This is a genomic window from Commensalibacter papalotli (ex Servin-Garciduenas et al. 2014) (assembly GCF_000527695.1).
Lineage (GTDB): Bacteria > Pseudomonadota > Alphaproteobacteria > Acetobacterales > Acetobacteraceae > Commensalibacter > Commensalibacter papalotli.
Genome location: NZ_ATSX01000001.1, coordinates 41,564 through 68,244 on the forward strand (window position 1 = coordinate 41,564; position 26,681 = coordinate 68,244).

Genomic DNA, 26,681 nt, shown 5'->3' on the forward strand with positions numbered 1-26,681 from the left:
ATGTAACTTTCTTATAATGTGTTATGTTGATATTATTATCGGCATCATTTCAAATATCTTCACCTTTTTTATTCTGGTTAACTATACGTGAAAAAACATCCATCTTTATGGCTTTTGGTAATATTGATTATTTTGACAATAGTGCGTTTTATTGTTGCTTCATCTCTATACCTGTCTCCTGATGAAGCTTATTATTGGGTTTGGTCACGTGCTTTGGATTATAGTTATTATGATCACCCACCCATGATTGCGTTGTGGATTAAAACAGGATGTTTATTATGGGGTAATACAGAATTAGGAGTGCGCTTTTTAGGCTCTGTTGCTGCATTCGTTGGCAGTTTTTTTGTTTATTTTGCTGTTAAAGATTTTAATCGCTATCACTCAGATTCAAGGCAAAAAGCGATTATAGCCGTTTTACTTTTAAATGCGACCTTAACAGTGGGTGTCGGCGGTATTATTGTAACGCCTGATACGCCGTTGTTATTTTTTATTTGTATAATGCTATGGGCGTGTGGTCGTCTGCTTTATACGAAATCTGTACAATATTGGTGGGTTATTGGCGCCAGTGCTGGGTTGGCATTATTGAGCAAATATACAGCCTTATTAATGATTGCGGCTTTGGGACTATGGTGTTTATTTACCAAAGAAGGTCGTGGATATTTAAAAACGAAAGAGCTATGGGGAGGAGCAATCCTAGCAGGTTTTATTTTCTCCCCTGTTATTATATGGAACAGCCAGCATCAATGGATCAGCTTTTTCAAGCAAGGAGGAAGAGCTGGGGATTGGAACCCAAATCGTGCTTTGCAATTTTTATCAGAGTTATTAGGTGGACAAATAGGTTTATCTACACCCGTTATTTTTATCTGTTTTTGTATTGGGCTATTTTATTTAACACGAGCTGTATGGCAAAGAAAATGCGATTCTGGTTCATATCTATTGTGGTTGATGGTTGTCTTACCCGTTTTTGTGTTTATTCAACATGCAATTGGGGATCGAGTACAGGCTAATTGGGTAGGATTATTATATCCTGTGTTAGTGGTAATTACAGGTCTTTATGTGACGAGATGGCTTAAAACGGCTATTGTTGTTGGATTTTCAATAGTGTCTTTGGTTTATATCCAAGCAATTTTTGCGATTGTACCTTTGCCTGCAAAAAAAGATATGTTGTTAAAACAGTTGGGTGGTTGGCAAAGTTTTGCCCAATCTGTCAATGCTGCTGTGCCTGTGGATTGTGTTATTATTTCTGATAATTATGGACTAGCTTCAGAGCTTAGGTTCTATTTACCTGATAGGCAAATAATGGTAATTGGGAATCGTTGGCAATATTTTAGTTTGCCCAGCAGTAATTTAACAGAAGGTTATTTTATTCGTAGGCAACATGCCAAGGAACTATCATTTTTAACTGTTGGTAAAAATGATTATTTTGTTTCTCCACTTAACCCTTTGGGCTATGCACCTCGTGGGAGCGTTGCTCGTATCCAAAAGGGCAGTATAGCTCAAGCTTATGAATTGTATCTGGTAAATCTTAGTCCTGATCTTATCATAAAGAGAGAAAGTAAGTTTCTACCTTACTAGCTAGTACTTTATAAAACCTCTTTTTTTTGGATCGTACTATCCCTTTGATTAAAGATAGAACATGATCATTTTTATGCGGACGTAGTCAGCAAATAATAAAGGGTGATGTCTTTATGGTAATGGCTATATTTTGCATAGAAATACAGGCGGATGATTAAGAGGCAGATTTTAAAGCTTCGGCCGTAGAAGCTTGAAAGGCTTGCTCAACGGATTGTATTAATGTTGGTAATCTAAAAGGTTTGTCAATTTTGGGCAAAGGGAGTTGTGCCAGACGCTTATTAAGCTCGAAATTACCACTCATTAATAAGATTTTACATTGTTGCGTCAGTAGTTCTTTAACCAAAGGATAAGGGTCGCCGTCAGGTAAGCAAGAATCTACGATGGCAATATCAAAGCGAAACTGAGATTGTAGGCAACATGCCTGAGTAACAGAGTGCGCAATATAAATTTTTTCAACTTTGTTTAGTAAACTCAGTTCGAGTAAATCGCATATTTCTGGTTGGTCTTCTATGATTAAAAGCGAAGCAGAAGAGAGTATCATTAACTAATCAACCGTGTATTTAACATGAGAGGTGCAAAGAACTTTTTTTATAACAAAAAAATTATTATCTGTATAACACTATTTTGAAATTTTAAGGAAAAAATTAAAGAAATATCAACTTAAAATTAAATGATATTTAAATGGCGCACCCGACAGGAATCGAACCCATAACCCCCAGATTCGTAGTCTGGTGCTCTATCCAGTTGAGCTACGGGTGCGTCTTGAAATAGGCTTGTATCTTATCTTTTTTTTGATTGCAAGCCTTTTTTTTATTTTTATTAATTAATGTGCGATGGCATCTGACAAGCCATAATGTTTGGGGCGATAAAAAGTAATGTGCGCACGGCAGTCTGGGGTTCCATAAGTGCCGATAATATTTTCATCTTTTGCTTTACCTTCGAAAATTAAATCATAAGGTTTGTGATCCATATCTACTCGATGAAGTTTTGCTACTAAATGTCTTGGTTTTTGTTTTTTATCGAAATCCCCTCTTAGAATCAAAGCACCATTATCAGGGGAAAAAAGAACCATTTTTTTATCAACGCGTAATGCGGCTATTCTATCGGTAGGGCAGGTTCCTTGTTCAACTTCCATTTTTCCCAACCAAATACCTTGTGGGTGATCTTCTGCAAGTTTGCTGCCACAAGCATTCAAAGTAAGGCAGGTAAGTCCTAAAAGCATGGAGTTGGTAAAAAAATATCTTATTTTCTTTTTAATCATAGAAAGCTCCGACAAAATTCAATAAAAACTTATAGTATGAAAACATCAAATTAATTTAGTCTTATAAACGAGAAAGTTAAAATTTTTTAGATAATTCTCTTTTTATCTGAATGTTTTTCGCTTATTTGATAGTGAAGCATGTTTTTTCAAAAAAGTTTAATGAAGAAGTTGGTATAATGACCCAAGTAAGTGACTTAGAACAATCTTTACACGAAGAAAAGATTCTTATTCTTGATTTCGGTAGCCAAGTAACGCAATTAATAGCCCGACGCGTTCGCGAAAGTGGTGTTTATTGTGAAATTTGGCCTTATACCAGTAAAAATGAAAAGATTCGTTCTTTTGCGCCCAAAGGTATTATTTTATCAGGCGGTCCTGCCAGTGTTGCGGATCAAGATTCTCCTCGTATTCCAGATGAAGTTTTTGCGCTTAATATCCCTGTCTTGGGGATTTGCTATGGCGAACAAGCAATGTGCCACCAGTTAGGGGGACAGGTCGAATCTAGCGATCATCGTGAATTTGGTCGTGCGCACGTCGATGTTGTTGAAGATAGCTCTTTATGCCGTGGGGTATGGGCAAGAGGAAGTCGTGAGCAAGTATGGATGAGCCATGGGGATCGTGTTGTGAAACTTCCTCCTGGATTTAAAGTTATTGGAACCAGTGAAGGTGCGCCTTATGCGATGATTGCTGATGAAGGTCGTCGTTTATACGGGGTTCAATTCCATCCAGAAGTTGTGCACACACCTCATGGTGCAGCATTGTTAAAGAATTTCACGCATAATATTGCTGGTTGTCGTGGAAATTGGACAATGGCGAGTTTTCGTGATTTGGAAATCGAACGAATTCGTCAGCAAGTTGGGGATAAAAAGGTTATTTGTGGTTTATCTGGTGGTGTTGATTCTGCGGTGGCGGCTGTATTAATACACCAAGCGATTGGCGATCAACTAACCTGTATTTTTGTCGATCATGGTATGTTGCGTCAAGGTGAGGTCGATGAGGTTGTTAAAACCTTTACTGGGCAGTTTAATATTCCTTTGATTAAACGTGATGCTTCTGATCTGTTCTTAAAAGAATTAGAGGGTGTTAAAGATCCAGAAATTAAACGTAAAACGATTGGTCGTTTATTTGTTGAAGTCTTTGAAGAAGAAGCTAAAAAATTAGGTGGTGCGGATTTTCTTGCCCAGGGAACTTTATACCCTGATGTGATTGAAAGTGTCAGTGTTACAGGATCATCAGTAACTATTAAATCTCATCATAATGTTGGTGGGTTACCAGAGCGGATGAATATGCAGCTGGTTGAACCGCTTCGAGATTTGTTTAAAGATGAAGTCCGTGACCTTGGTCGTGAAATGGGTATTCCAGAGAATATCGTCGGTCGTCATCCTTTTCCTGGACCAGGATTAGCTATTCGAATTCTAAGTGATATTACGAATGATAAACTGGATTTGTTGCGTAAAATTGATTCTATTTATCTGGAAGAAATTCGGAGTGCTGGTTTATATGATGCTATTTGGCAAGCCTTTGCTGTATTGTTGCCTGTTCGTACGGTGGGTGTGATGGGTGATGGTCGTACTTACGATCACGCTTGCGCATTACGTGCAGTTACCAGTGTTGATGGAATGACTGCGGATGTTTATCCATTCGATATGGCCTTTTTGACGAGAGTTGCTGGGCGTATTGTGAATGAAGTCCGCGGTGTTAATCGTGTAACCTATGATATTACCTCTAAACCACCAGGAACGATTGAGTGGGAATAAAGGTCTAATTATATTTGAGTGGAAGTGTCAAAATTTGATTACTTCCCTTCATATAATAATGTTTATTTTGCTTAACTGATTTTAGAAAAATACTAGTTTTACTTTCTTCTAAGTTTAACAATACTGCATGTAAATTGACTTGAGTTATATCGAAAATAATTGATGAATATAACTCTATTTCTTGAAGTATTAACAACCTTTTATGCTTCTCATAAATACAAATTATATCAACATCATTAAAAATATTGGATTTCAATACCGATCCGAAAAGAATAACTTGGTGGCTATTGAATAAAATTCTTTTACCTTCGTTAATAATTCGCATTAATTGCTTAACGTTTTTCTGGCACATAATTTCGCAAATTGGTTTGTATTAAGAGCTCTGATATTTAAATTTAAGCCATTTAGATACTCTAAAGCTTCAGATGAAAATGGACCACCATTCCAATTATGAGTATTAATTATTATTAAATTTTCTTCTGCTTGTAATGTCATAACATCATTTACAGTTATTTCATACTCATACATTAATAGTAGTTCTATTGAATCATTCACAAGAATTTTTGTAAAATTATATTGTTCAGGAAAAGCCCAATTATAATATTTGTTTTGAAAGAGTATCTTTAAAATAAAAACTACATCGCTGATACGTAATTGTGTTTCTATATTTTTTTGGTAATAAATTTTTTCAGTATATAGTATTTGTTGAAATCTTATTACATTGTCTAAAGTAACTTTTTCTTCTTTGTTAGATTCATCTGTGTAAATTAAATGTTGTGGTGAGAAAAGACTAAAATCAATTAATCTTTGTTCTTTATCAAGTTTTTTTAATAAATTTTGTAAATAAGTTAGATTGTTTGTATTTGATTCCTCTGTGATGATTTCTAAACCAAAAATGGTTAGGATTTCCTTTGGGAAAAGTGCTTGTCTTGTAAATATTTCTGGTTCTCGAGTATTAATAAAATCTTGTTGATGTCGTTCATACAGGTCAATTATATCTCTGAGTTTATTGTTTATTAAATTTATATTGGCTTTTAGTATAGTTAATATTATTTCATTATTACTGATGATTTTTGGTTCGAATTGAACCCATGACTTATGTGTCTCTAAGGAAGCCTTCAAACTTTCGGGTCCATATAGATCAAAAATATTTTTATTTTCTTTTAAATACGGTATAATATTTTCCTTTAATAAAGCAAATGAGTCGTATTTTTTACAGAAAATTTCTTTTAATTTTTTTTGTCTATCTTCTTTCCATTGTAGAAGCTTATTTTCTATTTGCGTATCGTTTTGTCTAGAGGAATCAATGATTTTATGGCAGTTTTTACATAGTAAAATTAAGTTTTCAAACTCTATACTTCCACCCTTCGCATGCTCTTGAATATGGGCTATATCAGCAACAGATGCTGTATCTGTTATAAGTAACGTATTGCATTCAGGATTCATACAAAAACCAAAGGATTCAGCCCAAAGTTGCCTTTGGATATTTTGTGAAATTGGGGGTCTTTTAATCATAAAGGAGCAACTTTTATGTTTTGGTTTGTTTCTAATATGTTAATATATACAGATGGATTAAAATAGAAACGTTTTAATTTTATTCTTTTTTGCTTCAATTTTACATGTATTTTAGATTTTGTGTATAGTTGAATTAGTTGGTAAAATTTAGCATGTGTGGTAATTACATGCTAATAAAATATTTCTTGTCAAGACTATTGTTCTGTTGATTTTGTATCATCATATAGATATATATATTCTTTAAATATACTAGATATAGAAAATTAACCATTTCATTTAACAATTTATGGTGTATCATTAGGGATAACAAACCCCTAAGCCCTTAATCTTGTTTTGCGAGGATATGAGACGTGAGTCCTGTTGATGTACTTGAAAAAAAGACCTCTGTAACAGTAAGAAGTAAAGTTGAACAATCCACGTTTGACTTTACTGATGCGTTGGCTGGAAACGTTCAGCTTTATGGGCGATATCAGGTAAAACTTAATCATTCTCGTGATGATTTGTTAACCCCTTTTGGTAAAGCGACATTGGATGATCGCTATTTGATGGAAGGGGAGTCTTATCAAGATTTATTTGCACGTGTTGCTTCTTATTACGGTAGTGACGCAGGGCATGCACAACGGCTTTATGATTATATGTCTCAACATTGGTTTATGCCTGCAACGCCAGTACTATCGAATGGGGGAACTTCTCGTGGTTTGCCGATTTCTTGCTTTTTGAACGAAGCAGAAGACAGCCTTAAAGGTATTGTTGAGCTGTGGAACGAAAATGTTTGGCTTGCTTCTCGTGGCGGTGGAATTGGTTCTTATTGGGGGAATCTGCGTTCAATTGGTGAAAATGTTAAACGGAATGGTAAAACCTCAGGAGTGATTCCGTTTATTCGCGTGATGGATAGCTTAACGTTGGCAATCAGCCAAGGTTCTTTACGTCGTGGTTCAGCTGCTGTGTATTTGCCCGTTTGGCATCCTGAGATTGAAGAATTTATCGAATTACGTCGCCCTACAGGGGGGGATCCTAATCGTAAAGCATTGAATTTACATCATGGTGTATTGGTTTCTGATGCTTTTATGCGCGCTGTAGAGAAAAACGAAGAATGGGCGTTATTATCTCCCAAAGATCAATCTGTGATTCGTAAAGTTTCAGCACGTTCTTTGTGGATCAGATTGCTAACAACACGTATTGAACAGGGCGAACCATATATTGTTTATTCAGATACCGTTAATAATGCACGTCCAGAACATCATAAATTAGCTGGACTTGAAGTTAAAACTTCGAATCTCTGTGCTGAAATTACATTACCAACTGGAATAGATCATAAAGGTGAAGAGAGAACAGCTGTTTGTTGTTTGTCTTCTTTAAATCTAGAATATTGGGATCAATGGAATAATGTTCCTCAGTTTATTCCAGATGTCATGTTATTTTTGGACAATGTCTTACAAGATTTTATCAACAACGCGCCAGATGAAATGGCACGCGCTCGTTATGCAGCGTCTCGTGAACGTTCAGTTGGTATGGGCGTTATGGGTTTTCATTCTTTCTTGCAAGCCAAGAATATTCCTTTTGAAAGTGCGATGGCCAAAGTTTGGAATAAAAAAATGTTCCAACATATTCGTGCTCAAGCAGATAAAGCCTCTGTGATGCTAGCCGAAGAACGTGGCCCGTGTCCTGATGCTGAAGATTATGGAATTAACGAACGCTTTTCAAATAAAATGGCAATTGCACCAACGGCTTCTATTTCTATTATTGCGGGAAATGCCAGTCCAGGAATAGAACCGATTAATGCCAATGTCTTCTTGCAAAAAACATTATCAGGGTCCTTTATCGTGCGTAATCGTCATTTGAGAGCATTATTGCAAAGCAAAGGACAAGACACAGATGAGGTTTGGTCTTCTATCACGTTGAACAAAGGCAGTGTTCAGAATTTGGAATTTTTAACTCAAGATGAAAAAGATGTTTTTAAGACAGCATTTGAACTTGATCAACGCTGGATTATTGAACATGCAGCAGATCGCTCGCCGTTTATTTGTCAGTCTCAATCTGTTAATTTATTCGTGCCAGCAGACATTCATAAACGTGATTTACATCAAATTCATTATCAAGCATGGAAAAAAGGGGTGAAATCTTTATATTATTGTCGCTCATTATCCTTACAACGTGCAGATGACGTCAGTAATGTTGCGGTAAAGATGGATGTTTTATCTCCGATTACGCCATCAACACCAATTGATGGGAATACAACGACAGATTATGAAGAGTGCCTATCTTGTCAATAGACTTTAATTCTTTGTAATTTTATAAAAACCCCTTATCTTTAATTTTAGATAAGGGGTTTTCTTTTACTCTGATAACTAGAAATATAAAAATTTATCATAATAGAAAGGATAAGAGATGACTGCTATTCCAAAGCTTATTTTGAATGACGGAACGACAATTCCTGCTGTTGGATTTGGTACTTACAAGTTAAATGGCAGACAAGGTGCCAAAGATATTGTTAGAGCGATTCATAACGGATATCATTTTTTAGATTCTGCATTTAATTATGAAAATGAAGGGACAGTGGGGGAAGCTGTTCGTCAATGTGGTCTTGCTAGAGAGAAAATACAGGTCACCTCTAAACTTCCTGGACGGCATCATCAATATGATAGAGCGTTGCTCACTATTGAGGAGTCTTTATATAGAGCTCAATTAGAGTATTATGATTTTTATTTAATTCATTGGCCCAACCCCATTACAGGAAATTATGTGGAGGCTTGGCAGGCTTTGATTGAAGCGCAAAAAAGAGGGATGATTAAATCGATTGGAGTATGTAATTTTTTACCAGAGCATTTGGATACTATTATTAAAGAAACGGGAATTACCCCTTGTATTAATCAAATAGAATTACACCCTTATTTTTCTCAAGAAACACAACGTGCTTATAATAAAAAGTTGGGAATTATAACGCAATCATGGAGCCCAATTGGTAGGGCAAGTAGTATGTTGGAGAATCCAATTATCCAAGAAATTGCCAAGCAACATCAAAGGTCTACCGCTCAAATTATCTTGCGTTGGCATGTGCAATTAGGGGCTATGCCTATTCCGAAAGCGACCTCTGATGAAAGGCAAAAAAACAATCTAGCATTATTTGATTTTGCATTAACTGAAGCTGATATGGCCAAAATCAAAGAATTAGACAGGCCTGATGGACGGTTAAAAGATCAGGATCCATCACGATATGAAGAGTTTTAAGATCATATAAATAAAAAAAAGAGGTTATTTAAACTAACCTCTTTTTTATAATACTAACCTTCTAAAATCATATCTTCAAACGCATCTTCCCAAGTTCCCTGGGTTGCAGCACGGCTATATTCAGTAGAGCGGTTTTCAAAGAAATTGGTATGCTCAACTGCGTTTAACATCTCATCCATCCATGGGAGTGGATTTTTATGAATATCATAAAGTATATCAACCCCAAGTTGGGTTAAACGACGATTGGCAATGAAACGAATATATTGTTTAACCGTTTCAGCATCTAGACCTTCTACGTCGCCCATTTCAAAAGCAAGATCGATAAAAGCATCTTCATGTTCCACAATGGTTGCGCAAATATCGCGTAATTCTTGTTGGAATTCAGGTGTCCATAAAGATGGATTTTCTTGAATAAACGTACGGAATAATTTGATGATGGATAAGCAATGTAAAGTTTCATCGCGCACAGACCATGAAACGATTTGTCCCATTCCTTTAAGCTTGTTAAAGCGTGGAAAATTCATCAAAATCGCAAAAGATGCAAAAAGTTGTAACCCTTCTGTAAATGCGCCAAATACAGCCATTGTTTTGGCAATTTCATAGGGGCTATCAACGTTGAAACTCTGCATATAGTCATATTTATCCTTCATTTCTTTATAATTTAAAAATGCAGAATATTCGACTTCTGGCATGCCAATTGTATCCAAAAGATAACTATAAGCAGCAATATGAATCGTCTCAATATTAGAAAATGCAGCAAGCATCATCAGAACTTCAATGGGTTTAAAGACCTGACTATAATATTTCATATAGACATTATTAACTTCAACGTCTGACTGGGTAAAAAAACGAAAAATTTGTGTAATCAAATTTCTTTCTGAATCGTTGAGGTTTTTATGCCAATCTTTAACATCTTCTGCCAAAGCGACTTCTTCTGGAATCCAGTGAAGGCGTTGTTGAGTTGACCATGCTTCATAGGCCCATGGATAATGAAAAGGCTTATAAACGGGATTATAAGTCATTAAATTATGGGGTTTCGTGGTGTCTTTTATGTTGTTACTCAACAAACTTCTCCTTTGTGGATCTTTCTTTGGTTATTTATTCATGCAACATGGTGAACAACCAAAGAAAAATCAATCTACGAGGGCGTAACTATCGCCAATTGCTTTTATGCTAATGATAAATTATCGGGTAGATATTGTGTATATGGTATATAAAATAATGTAAAGATACTATATATAGTTTTTATAGGTTTGGGAATATTTATCTGATTGGCCTTCTTTACATGTTTTGCGAATCTTAACCTTATGACTATTGTTCTAATTTTAACTTGTTTAGGGTAGTAAGCAAAGCATTTTTCCATCTTTAAGTATATGATTAGCCTCTGTGGTGAAATTTCCATTATCCTCATGCAAAACTAGTCCAGGGGCGATATGGCTACCACCAGTGGAACCCATACGTCCCTGAAGTAAAATAATGCGTGGAGGACGATTTACTTTCGGCCATAAGGGAAATAAAATTAGTGACCCCAGCTTGTAATGATGCATTACAGCACTTGCTTCTGCATATAACGAGACAGAAAGTGCCAATGTTAAGGTTCCACCTTGGCGTAAAGGACGACTGAGCGCATAAATCCACTCAGACAAGAAGCCTTTAGGTAATCTTTTGGCTAAATCCTTCTTGGGATCAGGAGAGGGACAACTATTATATGAGTGCCAAGGAGGATTAGAAAAAACATGATCTACATGTTCTTGCCCTTGGGGTAAAAAGTCAAAAGGCCGTTTTGGAAGTTTAGGTAAAGTGATTTCGATAGCTTTTAAACTATTCATTTCGTTGAGTTGAAAATTCTCATTAGCTAAGGCTATCATTTCAGGATGCTGTTCAAAACCTATACCAGAAATATTAGGAACACGGTGATGCAAACACATTAATCCCGCTCCAGCACCACAACCCCCTTCAATAATAGTTTGCCCTGCTTTGGCAGGAATTGCGGCAGCCATTAAAATGGGTTCTAGAGCAGTACGGTAACCTTCTTGATATTGTTTATAAAGAATCTTTCCTTCAAGAAGCGTTCCATCAGATGTTTTTTTTGATTTATGGTGTATAAGAGAAGATGAAGAAGAGATCGATTGCATAAATCATGGACCAAAAGATGTTTTAACAAAATAAATTGTATTCTAGCTTAATAATAAGTGAAGTGTTAATGATAAAAATGTTCTATAGTCTTGTTTTTGGATTTAGTAAGAATATTTTAAGTGTTACATATAGTCGATTGGAATTGAAAGTAACAATTCTACAAAAGGTAATAGAGTAAGAAGCCCATCTCAATGGATACAAAAGAACCTCTACAAAAATTATTAGATTACTTGGCCAGTGATATGGAGCTTTGTAATCGTCTTATTATGGATAGAATGCAAAGCTCTGTGGATTTGGTTTCACAGCTGGCAGCCCATCTTATTGTTGCGGGGGGTAAACGGCTACGTCCTTTATTAACCTTAGCTTCTGCTCGATTATGTGGGTATGAGCAACTCTCTCAAGGTAGTATGCCTCGTCATGTTCGATTGGCAACTAGTATCGAGTTTTTACATACATCCACTTTATTACATGATGATGTTGTTGATGAAAGTAAATTGCGTCGAGGTGCGGATAGCGCCAATGTTGTGTTTGGCAATGCCGCCTCTGTTTTAGGAGGTGATTTTTTATTCGCTCGTGCTTTTCAAATTATGACCGAAGATGGGTCTTTGGACGTCATGCGTGTTATTTCTCAGGCTTGTGCGACAATCGCCGAAGGTGAATTGTTGCAAATGACCACGCAAAATGATTTGTCGACATCGATTGCACGTTATTATGAAGTCATTTATGGAAAAACAGCAGCTTTGTTTGCAGCATCTTGTCGAGTCGGTGCTATTGTTGCTGATTCTACTGTAAAAGATGAAGAAGCTTTAGAGAATTATGGTTTGAATCTCGGTATGGCTTTTCAGCTTGTAGATGATGCTTTGGATTATTCTGCAAAACAAGAAGAGTTAGGCAAGACGGTTGGTGATGATTTTCGTGAAGGTAAAATTACCTATCCAATTCTAATTGCTTATCAAAAGGCAGATGCAGAGGAAAAGAAATTCTGGGAACGTGTCATTGAAAGTTGCGATCAAACGGATCAAGATCTTGAACATGCTTTGTCTTTGATTAATAAGCATCAGGCTCTTGAGGAAACTTTAAAAGAAGCGATGTCTTTTGCGAATAAGGCATGTGATGCTATTCGTCATTTCCCCGAAGGGGAATTGCATTCTTTGTTTGAAGAAATTGCGCGATACACAGTAACGCGTCATTTCTGAGATTGGAAATGACGTAACTTTGTATATCCCATATACGTAATCTGTTCTAGTAAAGCTTTATCTTCATTAGGTAAGGCAGTATAATAGAAACGGTTAGTGCGTGGTGTATTATTATTGGGCGTAATTGTTTTTGCTGCTATTAGATCCAAAGCATGTTTAGCAACGGCATTTGCTGGATCAAGCCATTGAATATGGCGAGGGGATAGCTCTTGTAAATGGGGCAAGACAAATGTGTAATGTGTGCACCCTAGACATACTGTGTCGATTTGTTCTGCACTAGGCATACTTAAAAGTGCATGAATTTCTTGGGCAATATTTTCAGGATTATAAGACTCTTGACGAAAAATTTGTTCGGCAATTTTGGCTAAAATTGGTGAACCATAGCCGATCAATTGACAATCAGCAGCAAATTGCTCTTTTAAACTTTTAAGATAGGGGCGCTGCACAGTGGCACGGGTTGCTAACAGGCCTATATGTTTCGTTTGGCTGATCCGAGCTGCCCAACGAATAGGGGGAACACAACCAACAAACTCAGTGTTAGGATAATGCTCCCTAAGCGCCTGAAGGGCAATAGTACTAGCAGTATTACAAGCAATAATGACCAGATCAGGTTCAAGTTTATCTATTGCCTTACCAATTAATGTTATAATTCTTTGGATAAGAAAATTGTCTTCTTGCTCACCATAAGGGAAAACCAAATTATCTGCCAAATAATCAATGGACAGATTTAAGTTAGTCTGTTGAGCTTGTTCAAAGAGGCTTCGAACAATGCCGATGCCTCCGATACCAGAATCAAATGCAAGAATATGATAAGACATTTATATGATTGGTTTTAAGGGTTACAAACGTGCTTTTTTATAAGCAAGAGCTTCTTGTTCATTGCTGACACCACCATGTTTCGCAGACCAAGCGCATGGGTCTTCTAAGAAACGTCTGATTTCAGATGTGTCGCCATTAGAGAAATAAGGATACTCGGAACTTACTTCTAAAATATCCCACCAAGTGCAAAGGGAATGCAGAGTAATGCCCATATCACTTAATGTTTGATAAGCACTTGAAAATACACCGTAGAAAAATACAACAAAAGCATGGTCAACAATGGCGCCAGCATCACGAAGTGCTTTGGCAAAACCAATTTTAGACATACCATCTGTTGTTAAATCTTCGACCAAGAGCGTGCGCATATTTTCAGGAACGTCGCCTTCGATCTGTGCATTACGGCCAAAGCCTTTTGGTTTTTTACGTACATAAGCCATAGGGGTCATCATACGATCAGCAAACCATGCAGCAAAAGGAATTCCTGCGGTTTCACCGCCAACAACGGCATCAAAAGATTCGTAACCGACGTGACGGCAAATTTTTTCTACACCAAGCTCAATAATTTTTGCTCTGGCTCTGGGAAAGAAAATAATTTTACGACAGTCAATATATACAGGAGATTTCCAACCAGCGGTTAAAAGATATGGATCTTCTGGGCGGTAATTTACGGCCTTAATTTCAAGGAGTAGCCTTGCAGTAATTAGTGCTGCGTCACGATCCCATTCTGTCATACGAGGAGAGCGTGGTTGTTTTCTGGCATTTGTTTGAGACATAGTGCGTGCCTTGTTAAAAAATCTTACTTTATGATATTTACCTTTTATATATGGTTTTTTATAAAAAATCAGTAATTATCGTGTTAAATATGTCAAAAGAAAAAAAGAATAATCGATACATTGTTATAAAGTGGCTTTACTATAATGCTATTGGTTCTTATTCTTAAGGAAAGGTTAATTAAAGTTAACTAAAGTTAATTGATACAAATGGGAATAAGTTGTGATTATTCAGGTAAATGATATACAGCGTCGTTGTGAACGCTCCGTTATTACGGCTTATCAAGAGTTAAAATCTGCTGGTGTAGGTGAAATGCAAATTTTTCAAAGCTGCACAAATTTATATAGAATTTATCATCCAGAATCTTCGATAACAGAGGCACGTTTGCTAGTTTCTGAATGGATTGATCATCATTTTTATACTGGTGCACAAGGAAAAACGAGGGGTTGTGATTGCCCTGATACTTCAGGAAGTTTAAATCATTAAACTCCCTGATTAGTATATAATCTTTTACAATTTATTTAATTATTATTATCTTGGCCACAGATCGCGTTCACCTGGGCCAGTATATAATTGGCGAGGGCGATATATTCTGCGTAAAGGGTCGTTAAAAGCTTCTTTCCATTGGCTGACCCATCCTACTGTACGAGCAACAGCAAATAATGCTGTGAACATGCTTTCTGGAATGCCCATCGCTTTAAAAATAATGCCAGAGTAGAAATCGACATTAGGATAAAGTTTACGTTGAACAAAATAATCATCTTGTAAAGCGTATTTTTCAAGCTCCATCGCTAATTCAAGCAATGGGTCTTGCTCGCCTAATTCATTTAAAACTTCATCACAAGTTTTTTTCATGATCTTAGCTCTGGGATCAAAGTTTTTATATACCCGATGGCCGAATCCCATCAGTCTGACGTCACTATTTTTATCTTTAACTTGAGCAATATAATCAGGAATATTTTCTTTCGAACCAATAGTATGCAGCATTTTTAAAACAGCTTCGTTAGCCCCACCATGAGCAGGTCCCCACAAAGCAGCAATTCCAGCAGCAATACATGCAAATGGATGTGCACCAGTAGAGCCTGTTAATCTTACAGTAGAGGTAGAGGCATTTTGTTCATGATCTGCGTGTAAGATCAAAATACGATCCATAGCCTTACTAAAGATAGGGTTAATTTGGTATGGGGTATCAGGGCGAGCAAAAAGCATATTCAGAAAATTTTCAGAATAGGAATAATCCGCTCTTGGATATACAAAAGGTTCTCCACGAGAATATTTATAAGCCCATGCCGCAATTGTAGGGATTTTTGCAATTAAATGTACCGCGGCAATGTCGCGGCTTTCTTCGTTTGAAGTATCAGTGCCTTCGGGATAGAACGCAGACAAACCCGCAACTGTTCCACAAAGAATAGACATAGGATGAGCATCACGACGGAACCCGTTAAAGAAATTGCGGATTTGTTCATGTAATAATGATTTTTCTTCTAGGCGATCGACGAATACTTTATATTCATGTCGTGTGGGTAAATTGCCATAAAGTAATAAATAAGCAACTTCTGGAAAGCTTGAATGCTCTGCAAGTTGTGTTATGGGATAACCTCGGTAAAGTAGGACACCTTTATCACCATCAATAAATGTAATCTTACTTTCACAAGATGCTGTCGTGCCAAGACCAGGGTCAAAGGTAAATAAATCTAAATCTTTTTGTAAGTTGCGGATATCGATAACATTATTGCCACTGGTCCCTGTCAAAACTGGAAAAGTTGAACTTTTACCCTTGTAAGAGATTTTGACAGCGCCCTCATCTTGAGGAGGGGTAAAAGACGGTGTGGTCTGTGTCATACAGGTACTCCTAAAATATTTGTTTAAATATAATATAACAAAAAATAAAGGTATTAATTGTAACGTCTATGCGAGGCGAGTAAATTTTATCGATCAAACGAAATCAAAGAGCCTTGGTGCCAGTTAATTTGAGACCAATCAGAACAAGAGAATTGAAATTCGGCAAGGGCACATTTGGGAAAAGATGCTGATAAGGCATCCTCTTGTGGTGTCCGTGTTTTAGAATATAATGGTAATAAATTATAAGCGAATTGATGTAATCCTGGATTATGACCAATTAAAAGTGCAGATTTTCCACGATCAATTTGGTTAATATGTGCTAATAAAACTTCAGGATGACAAAGATATAGTTTTTTTTGGATAAAGATGTGTGATTGATCATGATCTAAGTTGGAGTATTGTAATGTTTCACGAGTGCGAAGTGCTGAGCTGCAAAAAATTGTGTCTATAAAGGGTAACTTTTGTTTTAAAATCAGCCCTTTTTCAGCAGCCTGTTGTTGCCCTTTTTTTGTTAAAGGGCGATCAAAATCTGTATTTGCATGATCGCTTGCCTTACCATGCCTAAGAATAAAAAGAGTTAAATAAGGATTGGTTGACATTATCTTTGGTCTTTTTGTTCAGCAATAGCTTTGTGATGTTGTATGACTTCTGTGATGATAAAATTAAGAAATTTTTCAGCGAAATCAGGATTTAAACGCGCAGATTGAGCCATTTCACGCAGGCGTGCTATTTGTTTAGCTTCTCTTTGAGGATCAGCAGCTGGTAAATTATATGTTGCTTTGAGCTCTCCAACACTTTGTGTTAATCGAAAACGCTCAGCTAGGATATGAATCAAAGCATTGTCAATATTATCAATACTGAGGCGAAGCTTTTGTAATTGTTCTAATGCTTCTTCAGAAGAGGCCATTATAATATCCAATCATATAAAATAAAAAGTCACTTTAATTACACTAGCAATATTTATAGGGGAATATCAACCCAAGATAAATGCCCACCTTTGCTGGCACCTGTATCCATAAAAATAGCCGTCCCACCTGCATATCCTTTACGAACCCAAGGTCTTCCATCAGTAGAACGACAATCATGTCCACAATATAAAGTATATCCTTCGGGAATATGGTTTACCCATTTCAGTTTTCGAACAGGATACCCGCTTTTATACATTTTATTACTAGTTTCTCCATATAACGCTCTGGATAAAAGAGGATTAATCTGTGCCAAGGGATTAGATGGTGGGCTCTCTATCAACATTCTTGTATGAAAGCCTGCATGTACGAAAATTAACTTTTTTAATACAATCCATGCAGGTGCCTGTTCGAGCGCATAGATGATTTTTTCTGATAGATTTTTATCTGGATAATTTTCGATTTGTTCTATTGTTTCATTGAGAGCATTGTCTGTGCGTGGTTTATGGCCTTTTAGAACTAATCCTAACTTTCTATCATGGTTACCGATTATAAATAACCCTCTTTTCTCTTCAATAACCTTCAACATCAACGCCATAACTTTAGCGCTGTCAGCACCATAATCCACCAAATCACCCAATTGTATAATAAAATGGTGTGTGTTTACGGCATGACGAAAGGCGTGCCAGTCACCATGCACGTCGCCAATTATACGTAAAGATTTAGGGTAAGAAGTAAACAAATCAGACATAACAAAACATTTTAAACATAAACATTAAAATTTGCATCATATATTTCCAGAAATGATTCAAACACATGAGTTCACATTGTTTTGTGTAGTGTTTTTTAATTTTTTCTCTCATTTTTAAAAAGGAAAAGGTTATATAAAGGTTAATTAAACAAATAGGGGGTATTATGAGCCAGGAAAAACGTATCCATCACTCGGGCTTACAACATAAAATATGCAGCGCAGAAGATGCTGCAAAATGGATTAAACATGGTGACTTAGTCGGTGTCAGTGGTTTTACGGGTTCTGGTTATCCCAAGGCTGTGCCTGGGGCTTTGGCAGATCGTATAAAACAAGCGCATAGTGAAGGTGAAGAGTTTCAAATTAAAGTGTTAACAGGCGCTTCGACGGGCCCTCAGATGGATGGCGTGCTAGCTGAAGTTAATGGTGTTTCTTATCGATCATCATTTAACACTGACCCTAAAATGCGTGAGCGTATTAATAACGGAGATACGACGTATTTTGATATGCATTTAGGTCAAGTTGCCTCTTTTTATCGCAGTGGCGCCATAGGAGATATGGATGTTGCAATTATAGAGCTCTCTTCTATTCGTGCAGACGGCACTTTAATAGCATCTTCTGCGGTGGGAAATAATCAGCTTTGGTTAAATAGTGCAAAGAAAGTTATTCTAGAGGTTAACTCTTGGCAGCCTGCTGAGTTAGAAGGTATGCACGATATATGGGAAGTTACGACAACTTACCCTCAAGAAATCATCCCTCTTCGTAATCCATCAGATCGTATTGGTGTGGATTATATGACGGTAGATTTGGATAAAGTGGTAGCGATCGTAGAGACGAATTCGCATGATCGGAATACCCCCTTTAGTCCTCCTGATGATAATGCACGGATGATCGCTGGGCATTTAATGGAATTTTTAAAAGATGAGATGAAAGAAGGAAGAATCCCTCAAGAGTTTTTGCCGTTACAATCGGGTGTTGGAAATGTTGCAAATGCAGTGATGGAGGCGTTGAGTAAAGAAGATTTTGAAAATCTTATGGCTTATACTGAAGTCATTCAAGATGGAATGTTAACGATGTTGGAAAGTGGAAAAATGAGTGTTGCTTCTGCAACTTCTTTTTCACTAAGCCCAGATAAAGTTCAATATTTTAATAATAATATTCATAAATTTCGTGATAAAATTATACTAAGACCTCAAGAAATTAGTAATCATCCGGAAATTATTCGCCGCCTTGGGTGTATCGCGATGAATGCTGCGATTGAGATCGATATTTTTGGTAATGTTAATTCAACCCATATTATGGGTACTCGTATGATGAATGGAATTGGAGGATCTGGTGATTTTGCGCGCAACTCAAAACTTACAATCTTTATGACACCCTCTTTGGCTAAAAACGGTGCAATTTCTGCAATTGTTCCAATGGTATCCAGAGTAGACCATGCTTCGATGGATGTTCATGCGGTTGTTACTGAACATGGGTTGGCTGATCTACGAGGTCTTTCGCCTAAACAACGTGCTGAGTTATTAATTGAAAAATGTGCTCATCCCAATTTTAGACCTTTATTAAGAGAATATTATAATAAAGGTCTAGATAATGGCTCAATGTATACGCCTCATCATTTAAAAGAAGCGCTTTCATGGCATGAAAGATTTGTTGATACTGGAAGTATGTTGCCTAAGTCCAATTAGTTTATATTTTTGAGAAAGCCACATCATGATAATGTTAAAATGGCTTTCTTATTGATGATCTATCTAATCTAGGCAAAGTGTCAGTTGATCATTTGTTATATGTAAATATCCATCCTTTGGCCATTTAGGGCTATTTTTACAAAAGTTAATGTCTTGCTGTTCGGCAGCTTTAATATCAAATATTTTGCCCGTATAGGTATAAAATAAACCCTTGTATGACCAATCTACACTATTAATAGTATTCTTATTAACGATGATAATTTTTTGTCCTGTTGTATGTTTTAATATATCAACAGCTATATGCGAAGATACCCATTGGTCTTGGTTATTACTGTGTTCAACCTGAGTAAGAAATGAATTAGAAATTATAATCGCGTATGTAATTGCTATGATTGAAAGGGCATAGATTATTTTTTGACTAATACCCTGGCGGTATATAAAAATTAAAACCAATCCATAACAAAATGAGTAACCAAGTAATGACCTATGAGTAGGATCCCATGTTCTAACAATAGATATAGGTGCAATAACAATAATTAATGAAATAACAAATAATACAGAGATTAAAAGATATTTTTTAAAGGATAAAATTAATCCGTTTGTTATTGTTATTATAACTATTAACGATAATAAACTTGTAAACGAAGCAGGAATAATCCACCAATCTTTCCATAAAATTGATGGTATAAAAAACATAATATCATGTAATCTATGATTAATTTGTGAGATTGGGATCATACCAACTCTAGAATCCCAATTATTCAAGCCTGCAGCATTTTTAGTTATTGCATAAACAATTATATATAGAAGTATTCCGCATATTATAGGGGAAAAAAATATATAGATTTTGCGAATATTATAATTTATGTTTTGTACAAAAGCGTAAAAAAGACACCATATCGTAGCCACAGATAAACAGGGTTGATAAGCTCCACATGTTAAGGTCAAGGCAATAGATGCAAAAATTAGATATTTATATTGTTTAGATTCAAAAAAAGTTTTAGAGAAATAAAAAAAGCTACTCAAACATAAAAAAGCTACTGTATAGTTTGCTACGGTTTGATGATAGTCTGCAAGTGTACTAAAGATTGGGTGAGTGACAATCAGTGCAGAAGCAAACAGCAATGAAAAAATAGAATGATTTTTATTGGATAAATAGTATAAGAAACAAGAAACTGATAGCGATACAGAGGCAAAAAAAAGTATTTCGAAAGCAAAACCAGATGATGTTAAGGATAGGTTTAACCTATTAAATATAACGGAAATTGTTCCTTGTACAAAACGACCTTGCTGAAGAAAAAAAGCCAATGGAAGCTTTTCAACATTGACCAGATAGTCATCTGGAGTATAGGCAGAAAAAAGAGCTCGACCACAACTCAAAAAAAATAGTAAAAACGATATTATTGAGCAATATAATATCGATTTTTTTTCGCCTAATTCACTGAGTGTGAGATTAACATTAGTTTGTTGCATAATTTAATTCGCTATAGTCATTTGATAATGTGTTGGATATAAACATTCGTGATAAATTATAATAATTATTTATAAAACTAACATTAATAAGTTTTATATTGCACAGGTCTAAAGTGATCTCGGTTATAGGCGAGTTGCTCTGGGGAAAGTTGAAAGCCTATAAAAAGTTCATATCCATCAGGTTGTCTATCTGGTGTTGCGGGTATCTTAAGTAATATCTTATCTGATTTTAGCGTAATTTGATCAATATTATCAGGGAATTGCGCAACAGCAACAAAGTGTTTTTTGTCTACAATGTTACCATTTTTAATTGTTGTGATAAAATAGGGTATTTGATAACGACGTTCTTGTGCAGCTGGCCCCCGAGCAACCTGAATAACAATGCTCATCGTTGTATCAATTTTGTCAGTGTAAGCTTTGTGTTTTCTTTTCTTTTCTTTGTTGCTTCCATTGTCAGGATCATCAATACAATTTCCATCGATTCCTAAAATATTAGCTTTGGTTACTAAATGAGCTAAATCATCTTTATTGTTAGAAAAAGTATAATAATCCGAGGCAGAGGATAAAACGGTTACTTTGGGGCATGCAGGAGGAAAGTCATAGCTATCTTTAGCTGCACAACCCCAAAGGAAAAAGCTGGCTCCTAAGGGGAATAATATAGATTTTAAAGTCGATTGATGAAGAAACTTCGAAGGAATCATATTTTTTCTGCCATAATAATTTATTTAACATCACTTTGGGTTCATACCATAAAGCAAATTATACAAATGTGGAATATATTCTATATTTAAAAATTCTATTACGAAATGGTCTCTTGCTTACCGACCAAACTATAAATATATATTATAAATATACAGTATATAGATTTTATCATTTATTTGGGAATGTTATGCCTAGTCAAAATTCAGAATCTTTTATGAAAGAGTCTCGTGCGTTAAAAGTCTTGTTGGCTGGACCACGTGGCTTTTGCGCTGGTGTAGACCGTGCTATTCGTGTGGTTGAAGAAGCCCTGCGCAGGTATGGCGCTCCTGTTTATGTTCGTCATGAAATTGTTCATAATCGAACCGTTGTTGAGAATTTAGAAAAAAAAGGTGCGATTTTTGTAGAGGAATTGGATGAGGTTCCTCAAGATGCACATGTTGTATTTTCTGCACATGGCGTTCCAAAAACGGTACCACTTGAGGCAGTACGTCGCAACTTACTTTATCTTGATGCTACATGTCCTTTGGTTTCCAAAGTTCATAGAGAAGCAGAACGTCACTTTGCGGATGGTGGTGCAAACTCTCGTCATATTTTAATGATTGGGCATGCAGGTCACCCTGAAGTGGTTGGAACCATGGGGCAGCTACCCTCTGGTGCGGTAACATTGATTAAAGATGCAGATGAAGCCAGAACCGTGCAGCCTGAAAATCCAGATCGTTTGGCTTTTATTACGCAGACCACACTTTCTGTTGATGATACCGCGGAGATTGTAGCCATTCTTCGTCAGCGTTTTCCTCAGATTGAGGGCCCTAAACGCGAAGATATTTGTTATGCAACCACGAATCGTCAAGAAGCTGTAAAAAGAATAGCGCCTGAATGTGATCTAGTATTGGTGATTGGGTCTCCTAACTCTTCTAATTCTCAGCGTTTACGCGAAGTTGCAGAACGCTCTGGTGCACCTAGAGCCCTTTTAATTCCTAAACTAGAAAATTTAGAGTGGAATGCCTTGGAAGGTGTTAGTGTATTGGGGATTACTGCTGGTGCTTCTGCACCAGAGACATTGGTTCAAGAAATTATTGAAGCCTTGTCTGAAAGATTTAGCCTTGATATTGAAGAACGTATCGTTAAAGAAGAACATGTTACGTTTAGTTTGCCAGCACCTCTAGGATAATTAGGAATTATAGGGCTTATTCATGGCCGTTTATACACAAGTCTCGGAACAGGAAGTCTCGCAATGTTTACAAAATTACGAGATAGGTGATCTTGTAACGCTCAAGGGCATAGCCCAAGGTGTTGAGAACAGTAATTTTTTGTTGGAAACAACAACGGGTAAATATATTTTAACTCTATATGAAAAACGTATCAAAGAAGATGAGCTTCCTTGGTATTTAGAATATATGAAACACTTGGTACAACGTGGTGTTTCATGCCCTTTGCCTGTTGTAGATAAACGTGGTGTCGCACTGACAGTTCTGGCCAGACGACCAGCTGCAATCGTAACTTTTTTAGAAGGTAAAGAGGCACCACAAATTACTGAAAAACATTGTTTTTTGTTAGGGCAAGCGATTGCACATCTACATCAAGCAGGAGCAGGTTTCACCCAATTTCGGAAAAATAATGTTGGCCCAGATTCTTGGCAGGAATTATTGAATAAATCAATTGGATATGACCAAGAGGAATTGGTGCAAGAGATACAGCCTGTTTTACAGGAAATATTATCTCAATGGCCTACGGATAAAGATAATTTACCGATTGGGCAAATCCACGCAGATATATTTCCAGATAATGTTTTTTTTACTGCCCCTGATCAGCTAAGTGGTTTTATTGATTTTTATTTTGCTTGCACTGATTTCTTGGCTTACGACCTTGCTATTGCGATTAATGCTTGGTGCTTTAAAGATAATGGTGAGTGTTTAACAGATTTATCGGCAGCAGTTATAAAAGGTTATGAGACTATCCGTCCTTTAACTTCGGATGAAAAGCGGCTTTTTCCGATATTGAATATGGGTGCAGCAATGCGTTTTTTACTAACGCGGTTACATGATTGGATACATACACCAGCTGAAGCCTTGGTAACCCCTAAAGATCCCAAGCCATATTTATATCGACTTCGATATCATCAAACATTAATAGCGCTTTCTGATGGAACATGATCCAGCTTTAATTCTTGTTGATATTTGGACAGATGGTGGATGTAGTCCCAATCCTGGTGCAGGAGGTTGGGGTGTGCTTTTGCGTTGTCATGGTAAAGAACGAGAATTAATGGGGGGAGAGCCAGAGACGACCAATAATCGTATGGAGTTAACCGCGGCGGCTGTGGCATTGGAAACATTAACACGTTCTTGCTTGGTAAATTTGTATACCGATAGTGAATATGTTCGTAAGGGGATTACTGAATGGTTGGCGGGTTGGAAACGTAATGGTTGGAAGACTGCTGCGAAAAAACCTGTCGCAAATGCTGATTTATGGCAACGTTTGGAAAAAGCGGCACAAAGACATCAAATAGAGTGGCATTGGGTCAAAGGACATTCTGGGCATGTTGAAAATGAACGTGTAGATCAATTGGCAACTGAAGGTCGTCATCAATTAGCTTTGAATAAATGATTTTATTTTATGATAAGCTTAAGTATAAAATAATTGCAATTATAATTTCATATAATTGACTTGATAAATCATGGGACACATACTCACTTTTTTAAAGTTATAAGGTATGTGAATATGCAGCTATTGGTTGTGTGTGATCATAATCATGCACAACCAATAATGATGTTATCATAAAAAGGATTTAATAAATCGTTTATGTAATATTATTTAATCGTGCCGTTAGTTTATATATTAATACCCATTACCAACACTTTGTTGAAGAATAGCATCCCTGTTTCCACCAGGTTGTCCAGCATAAGTATCGTAAGATGCCGCTGCATTATAAGGAGGGGATACAGGTGCATTGAAATAGGCACGAATACCTGTTCCTGGAATATTTATTGATGGACCATTATAAGGGCGGTTAGGGGACTGGCTTGGGGTTGACCCAGGCATACCAGGACCTTTTTGTGAGGTGACACTGTCTGATTGTGTTGCTGTCATAGAGCTGGTATAGTCTTGAACGGGTTGATATTCAGACATGCCTGCACCAGGAGTTGGGCGAGCACTGGATTGAGCATAGGTATTGCTTGTTAATCCAGCACTTCCGATAAGAATAGAAAAAGAAAAAAGTGCTTGAGTAATTGTTTTTTTTGTAAAGTTGATCATTTTAATAAATCCTTTTCTTTTAATTATATTACAAATAAATCTTTTTAGTTGGCAATCAATAATAAAAAGTAGAATAGATGAGATTTTTAAAAAAAATGGTTTTTATGCCATATGTCTTAGGGTAAAACAGACTGAAAAGGAATAAGTTTTAATTGATGGATGAAAACCTAAATCATTCAGATCATGGACTTAAGAATATGATAGTGTGATGATTATGAAATCATAGATTGATTTAAAGAGATTGATACTAATAAAGAAAAGGTTCTGTAAATGACCATACAAGATCATACGAGTTTAACGCCACTTTCTTTGAATGATCAAGAAATTGCTCAATTGACAAATGCACTTGATAAACTTGAATCTGGCCGAGGGGTATTACTACGTCTGGCTGACATTATGGGTGGGGCCGTTGGGCATGCTGTAAAACTGGGTGGGCGTAGTCTAGGGATTTCTGCTAATTTTCAGCAAAAAATTCAAAATCTTGCTAATAGTGCGGTGCAACGTGCATTTGATGTTGCCGTTGTTGGTATGGATAAAGGAAATAATCGGCCTGTTAAATCTTTACAATATAAAAAGATAAGAAATACAGCAGTTCAAGCGGTAGTAGTGACTTCTGGTGCGGTAGGTGGGTTTACTGGGCTTGTGGGAATGCTACCTGATATTAGTTTTACTACATTGGCATTAATGCGTGAAATTGCTGCTATTGCTCAGGAGGAGGGTGAGGATCTGTCCACTGAAGAAGCAAAGAGAGCTTGTTTAGAAGTGTTTGCATTACGTTCTTTTGGCAATGCTGGGCGTGGTAATGAAGAGAATGAGTTGGGATTCTTTTCTGCTCGATTAATGTTACGTGGTCGTCCAATGGTAATGTTGATGGCAGATATTTCTTACCAATATGGCCTTAGCCTTTCGCAAAAATTAAGTTTACAAATGATGCCCGTAGTCAGTGCTTTATGTGGTGCATCTTTAAATGCAGCATTCTTGGCTCATTATCGTGCGTTGGCTAGAGTGCATTTTGTTGCGCGACGTTTAGAGCGCGAACATGGACCGTTGGCCAAAGAGACGATTGAATATATTCGTAAGCAACGTTTTAACGAATACGCAGCCTCCTAGGAGATGTCGATACCTACTGAAGAAATTACGGCTGATATTGTCTTAGACGCTTATAGAATAGGCGTTTTTCCTATGGCTGATGATAAGGATGATCCGCGGTTATTTTGGTATCATCCTGAGGAAAGGGGAATTTTACCTTTAGATGGTTTTCATTTACCCAGACGATTGGCCAAAACCGTATTGTCTGATCAATATGAAGTCAAAGTTGATACTGATTTTCTAGCAGTGATTGATGCTTGTGCCCAAATAACGCCCAAAAGAGATCAAACTTGGATTAATCAACCTATACGTTCTTTATATTTTGAGCTTTTTCAGCAAGGTCACTCTCATAGTGTTGAAGTATGGGATCAAGATCAGTTGGTTGGCGGGTTATATGGGGTGGCTATTGGTCAGGCTTTTTTTGGAGAAAGTATGTTTTCCAAAAGGCGTGATACTTCAAAGATTGCCTTGGTGCATCTAGTGGCACGTTTAAGATTAGGTCATTTTGAACTGCTGGATACACAATTTATGACTGCTCATCTTGCACAATTTGGAGGGATAGAGATAAATGAGGTTGAATATAAGAAACAATTAGATCACGTTATCGATAAACCAGCACAATGGTTAGATAATCAGTGGAAAGTGGATATTTTTCAGGAAATTAAGGCGATGCGTGCGTCGACATAATTGTAAAATACAGTTAATTTTTTAATAGAGTTAAAGGAAA

At 36.6% G+C, this 26,681-nt stretch carries 26 protein-coding genes and 1 tRNA gene; 12 read left to right on the forward strand and 15 right to left on the reverse strand.

Going from position 1 to position 26,681, the window contains the following annotated elements:
• Positions 1 to 87: 87 nt before the first annotated feature.
• On the forward strand, positions 88 to 1,575 hold the full coding sequence (locus COMX_RS00205; protein ID WP_034335662.1) for an ArnT family glycosyltransferase: 1,488 nt from the start codon (positions 88 to 90) through the stop codon (positions 1,573 to 1,575).
• Positions 1,576 to 1,729: 154 nt separating this feature from the next.
• Here COMX_RS00205 and COMX_RS00210 read toward each other — a convergent pair whose 3' ends face one another.
• The 3 genes from COMX_RS00210 to COMX_RS00220 form a co-directional block, all read right to left on the reverse strand.
• Positions 1,730 to 2,116, reverse strand: a complete 387-nt coding sequence (locus COMX_RS00210; RefSeq protein WP_034335665.1) for a DNA-binding transcriptional response regulator — start codon at positions 2,114 to 2,116, stop codon at positions 1,730 to 1,732.
• A 141-nt stretch (positions 2,117 to 2,257) separates the two neighbouring features.
• A tRNA-Arg gene (locus tag COMX_RS00215) sits at positions 2,258 to 2,334 on the reverse strand.
• 64 nt (positions 2,335 to 2,398) lie between these two features.
• The gene (locus COMX_RS00220; protein WP_152534133.1) at positions 2,399 to 2,836 is read right to left on the reverse strand and encodes a hypothetical protein; all 438 of its coding nucleotides are present in this window, start codon (positions 2,834 to 2,836) and stop codon (positions 2,399 to 2,401) included.
• A 176-nt stretch (positions 2,837 to 3,012) separates the two neighbouring features.
• Here COMX_RS00220 and guaA point away from each other — a divergent pair, with 176 nt between their 5' ends.
• On the forward strand, positions 3,013 to 4,590 hold the full coding sequence (guaA, locus tag COMX_RS00225; protein ID WP_034338551.1) for a glutamine-hydrolyzing GMP synthase: 1,578 nt from the start codon (positions 3,013 to 3,015) through the stop codon (positions 4,588 to 4,590).
• A gap of 324 nt (positions 4,591 to 4,914) precedes the next feature.
• Here the strand turns inward: guaA and COMX_RS00235 are convergent, their stop codons facing one another.
• Positions 4,915 to 6,105, reverse strand: coding sequence for an HNH endonuclease signature motif containing protein (locus COMX_RS00235; RefSeq protein ID WP_034335671.1), 1,191 nt, complete (start codon positions 6,103 to 6,105; stop codon positions 4,915 to 4,917).
• Between the two features lie 350 nt (positions 6,106 to 6,455).
• Between COMX_RS00235 and COMX_RS00240 the strand changes: the two genes are divergently transcribed.
• Entirely contained in the window at positions 6,456 to 8,378 is a 1,923-nt protein-coding gene (locus COMX_RS00240) for a ribonucleoside-diphosphate reductase subunit alpha (RefSeq protein WP_034335674.1), read from the forward strand.
• A gap of 115 nt (positions 8,379 to 8,493) precedes the next feature.
• Positions 8,494 to 9,333: an aldo/keto reductase gene (locus COMX_RS00245; protein WP_034335677.1), complete on the forward strand. Its 840-nt coding sequence runs from the start codon at positions 8,494 to 8,496 to the stop codon at positions 9,331 to 9,333.
• 53 nt (positions 9,334 to 9,386) lie between these two features.
• Here the strand turns inward: COMX_RS00245 and COMX_RS00250 are convergent, their stop codons facing one another.
• Positions 9,387 to 10,355: a ribonucleotide-diphosphate reductase subunit beta gene (locus COMX_RS00250; RefSeq protein ID WP_051461740.1), complete on the reverse strand. Its 969-nt coding sequence runs from the start codon at positions 10,353 to 10,355 to the stop codon at positions 9,387 to 9,389.
• Between the two features lie 312 nt (positions 10,356 to 10,667).
• Complete coding sequence (locus COMX_RS00255) at positions 10,668 to 11,468, reverse strand: tRNA1(Val) (adenine(37)-N6)-methyltransferase (protein ID WP_034335680.1); 801 nt, start codon at positions 11,466 to 11,468, stop codon at positions 10,668 to 10,670.
• A 192-nt stretch (positions 11,469 to 11,660) separates the two neighbouring features.
• On the opposite strand from COMX_RS00255, the gene COMX_RS00260 reads away from it, so the two are divergent.
• On the forward strand, positions 11,661 to 12,665 hold the full coding sequence (locus COMX_RS00260; protein WP_200867587.1) for a polyprenyl synthetase family protein: 1,005 nt from the start codon (positions 11,661 to 11,663) through the stop codon (positions 12,663 to 12,665).
• Here COMX_RS00260 and murI read toward each other — a convergent pair.
• Positions 12,656 to 13,483 carry a glutamate racemase gene (murI, locus tag COMX_RS00265; RefSeq protein WP_034335685.1) on the reverse strand — a complete coding sequence of 276 codons (828 nt, stop codon included), beginning with the start codon at positions 13,481 to 13,483 and terminating at the stop codon, positions 12,656 to 12,658. The genes COMX_RS00260 and murI overlap by 10 nt on opposite strands.
• 21 nt (positions 13,484 to 13,504) lie before the next feature.
• Positions 13,505 to 14,257, reverse strand: a complete 753-nt coding sequence (locus COMX_RS00270) for an orotate phosphoribosyltransferase (RefSeq protein ID WP_034335688.1) — start codon at positions 14,255 to 14,257, stop codon at positions 13,505 to 13,507.
• Between the two features lie 223 nt (positions 14,258 to 14,480).
• Between COMX_RS00270 and COMX_RS00275 the strand changes: the two genes are divergently transcribed.
• Positions 14,481 to 14,741 carry a hypothetical protein gene (locus tag COMX_RS00275; protein WP_371827972.1) on the forward strand — a complete coding sequence of 87 codons (261 nt, stop codon included), beginning with the start codon at positions 14,481 to 14,483 and terminating at the stop codon, positions 14,739 to 14,741.
• 45 nt (positions 14,742 to 14,786) lie between these two features.
• On the opposite strand, the gene COMX_RS00280 is transcribed toward COMX_RS00275, so the two are convergent.
• The 4 genes from COMX_RS00280 to COMX_RS00295 all read right to left on the reverse strand — a co-directional run bounded on the left by COMX_RS00280 (position 14,787) and on the right by COMX_RS00295 (position 17,753).
• Positions 14,787 to 16,097, reverse strand: a complete 1,311-nt coding sequence (locus COMX_RS00280; RefSeq protein WP_051461741.1) for a citrate synthase — start codon at positions 16,095 to 16,097, stop codon at positions 14,787 to 14,789.
• A gap of 86 nt (positions 16,098 to 16,183) precedes the next feature.
• The gene (locus tag COMX_RS00285; RefSeq protein ID WP_051461742.1) at positions 16,184 to 16,696 is read right to left on the reverse strand and encodes a SixA phosphatase family protein; all 513 of its coding nucleotides are present in this window, start codon (positions 16,694 to 16,696) and stop codon (positions 16,184 to 16,186) included.
• The gene (locus COMX_RS00290) at positions 16,696 to 17,004 is read right to left on the reverse strand and encodes a chorismate mutase (protein ID WP_034335694.1); all 309 of its coding nucleotides are present in this window, start codon (positions 17,002 to 17,004) and stop codon (positions 16,696 to 16,698) included. Before COMX_RS00290 ends, COMX_RS00285 begins: the two co-directional genes overlap by 1 nt.
• Positions 17,005 to 17,057: 53 nt before the next feature.
• On the reverse strand, positions 17,058 to 17,753 hold the full coding sequence (locus tag COMX_RS00295) for a metallophosphoesterase (protein WP_034335697.1): 696 nt from the start codon (positions 17,751 to 17,753) through the stop codon (positions 17,058 to 17,060).
• Between the two features lie 164 nt (positions 17,754 to 17,917).
• Between COMX_RS00295 and COMX_RS00300 the strand changes: the two genes are divergently transcribed.
• Entirely contained in the window at positions 17,918 to 19,438 is a 1,521-nt protein-coding gene (locus COMX_RS00300; protein WP_034335698.1) for an acetyl-CoA hydrolase/transferase family protein, read from the forward strand.
• A gap of 63 nt (positions 19,439 to 19,501) precedes the next feature.
• Here the strand turns inward: COMX_RS00300 and COMX_RS00305 are convergent, their stop codons facing one another.
• Positions 19,502 to 20,911 (reverse strand): glucosyltransferase domain-containing protein, encoded by a 1,410-nt coding sequence (locus COMX_RS00305; protein WP_034335700.1) that lies wholly within the window; start codon positions 20,909 to 20,911, stop codon positions 19,502 to 19,504.
• Positions 20,912 to 20,994: 83 nt separating this feature from the next.
• Positions 20,995 to 21,612, reverse strand: a complete 618-nt coding sequence (locus COMX_RS00310) for a hypothetical protein (RefSeq protein ID WP_034335702.1) — start codon at positions 21,610 to 21,612, stop codon at positions 20,995 to 20,997.
• Positions 21,613 to 21,800: 188 nt separating this feature from the next.
• On the opposite strand from COMX_RS00310, the gene ispH reads away from it, so the two are divergent.
• Genes ispH through rnhA form a run of 3 tightly spaced genes read left to right on the forward strand, consistent with a single transcriptional unit; the run spans position 21,801 to position 24,217 of the window.
• On the forward strand, positions 21,801 to 22,784 hold the full coding sequence (gene ispH / locus COMX_RS00315; protein WP_051461743.1) for a 4-hydroxy-3-methylbut-2-enyl diphosphate reductase: 984 nt from the start codon (positions 21,801 to 21,803) through the stop codon (positions 22,782 to 22,784).
• A 22-nt stretch (positions 22,785 to 22,806) separates the two neighbouring features.
• Positions 22,807 to 23,766: a homoserine kinase gene (locus COMX_RS00320; protein ID WP_034335705.1), complete on the forward strand. Its 960-nt coding sequence runs from the start codon at positions 22,807 to 22,809 to the stop codon at positions 23,764 to 23,766.
• The gene (gene rnhA / locus COMX_RS00325; protein ID WP_034335708.1) at positions 23,756 to 24,217 is read left to right on the forward strand and encodes a ribonuclease HI; all 462 of its coding nucleotides are present in this window, start codon (positions 23,756 to 23,758) and stop codon (positions 24,215 to 24,217) included. Before COMX_RS00320 ends, rnhA begins: the two co-directional genes overlap by 11 nt.
• A 231-nt stretch (positions 24,218 to 24,448) precedes the next feature.
• Here rnhA and COMX_RS00330 read toward each other — a convergent pair whose 3' ends face one another.
• Positions 24,449 to 24,865, reverse strand: a complete 417-nt coding sequence (locus COMX_RS00330) for a hypothetical protein (protein WP_051461744.1) — start codon at positions 24,863 to 24,865, stop codon at positions 24,449 to 24,451.
• Between the two features lie 270 nt (positions 24,866 to 25,135).
• Here COMX_RS00330 and COMX_RS00335 point away from each other — a divergent pair, with 270 nt between their 5' ends.
• Together COMX_RS00335 and aat are read left to right on the forward strand one after the other, a co-directional pair.
• On the forward strand, positions 25,136 to 25,975 hold the full coding sequence (locus COMX_RS00335) for an EcsC family protein (RefSeq protein WP_034335711.1): 840 nt from the start codon (positions 25,136 to 25,138) through the stop codon (positions 25,973 to 25,975).
• A 3-nt stretch (positions 25,976 to 25,978) separates the two neighbouring features.
• Positions 25,979 to 26,641, forward strand: coding sequence for a leucyl/phenylalanyl-tRNA--protein transferase (aat, locus tag COMX_RS00340; RefSeq protein WP_034335714.1), 663 nt, complete (start codon positions 25,979 to 25,981; stop codon positions 26,639 to 26,641).
• Positions 26,642 to 26,681: the final 40 nt, after the last annotated feature.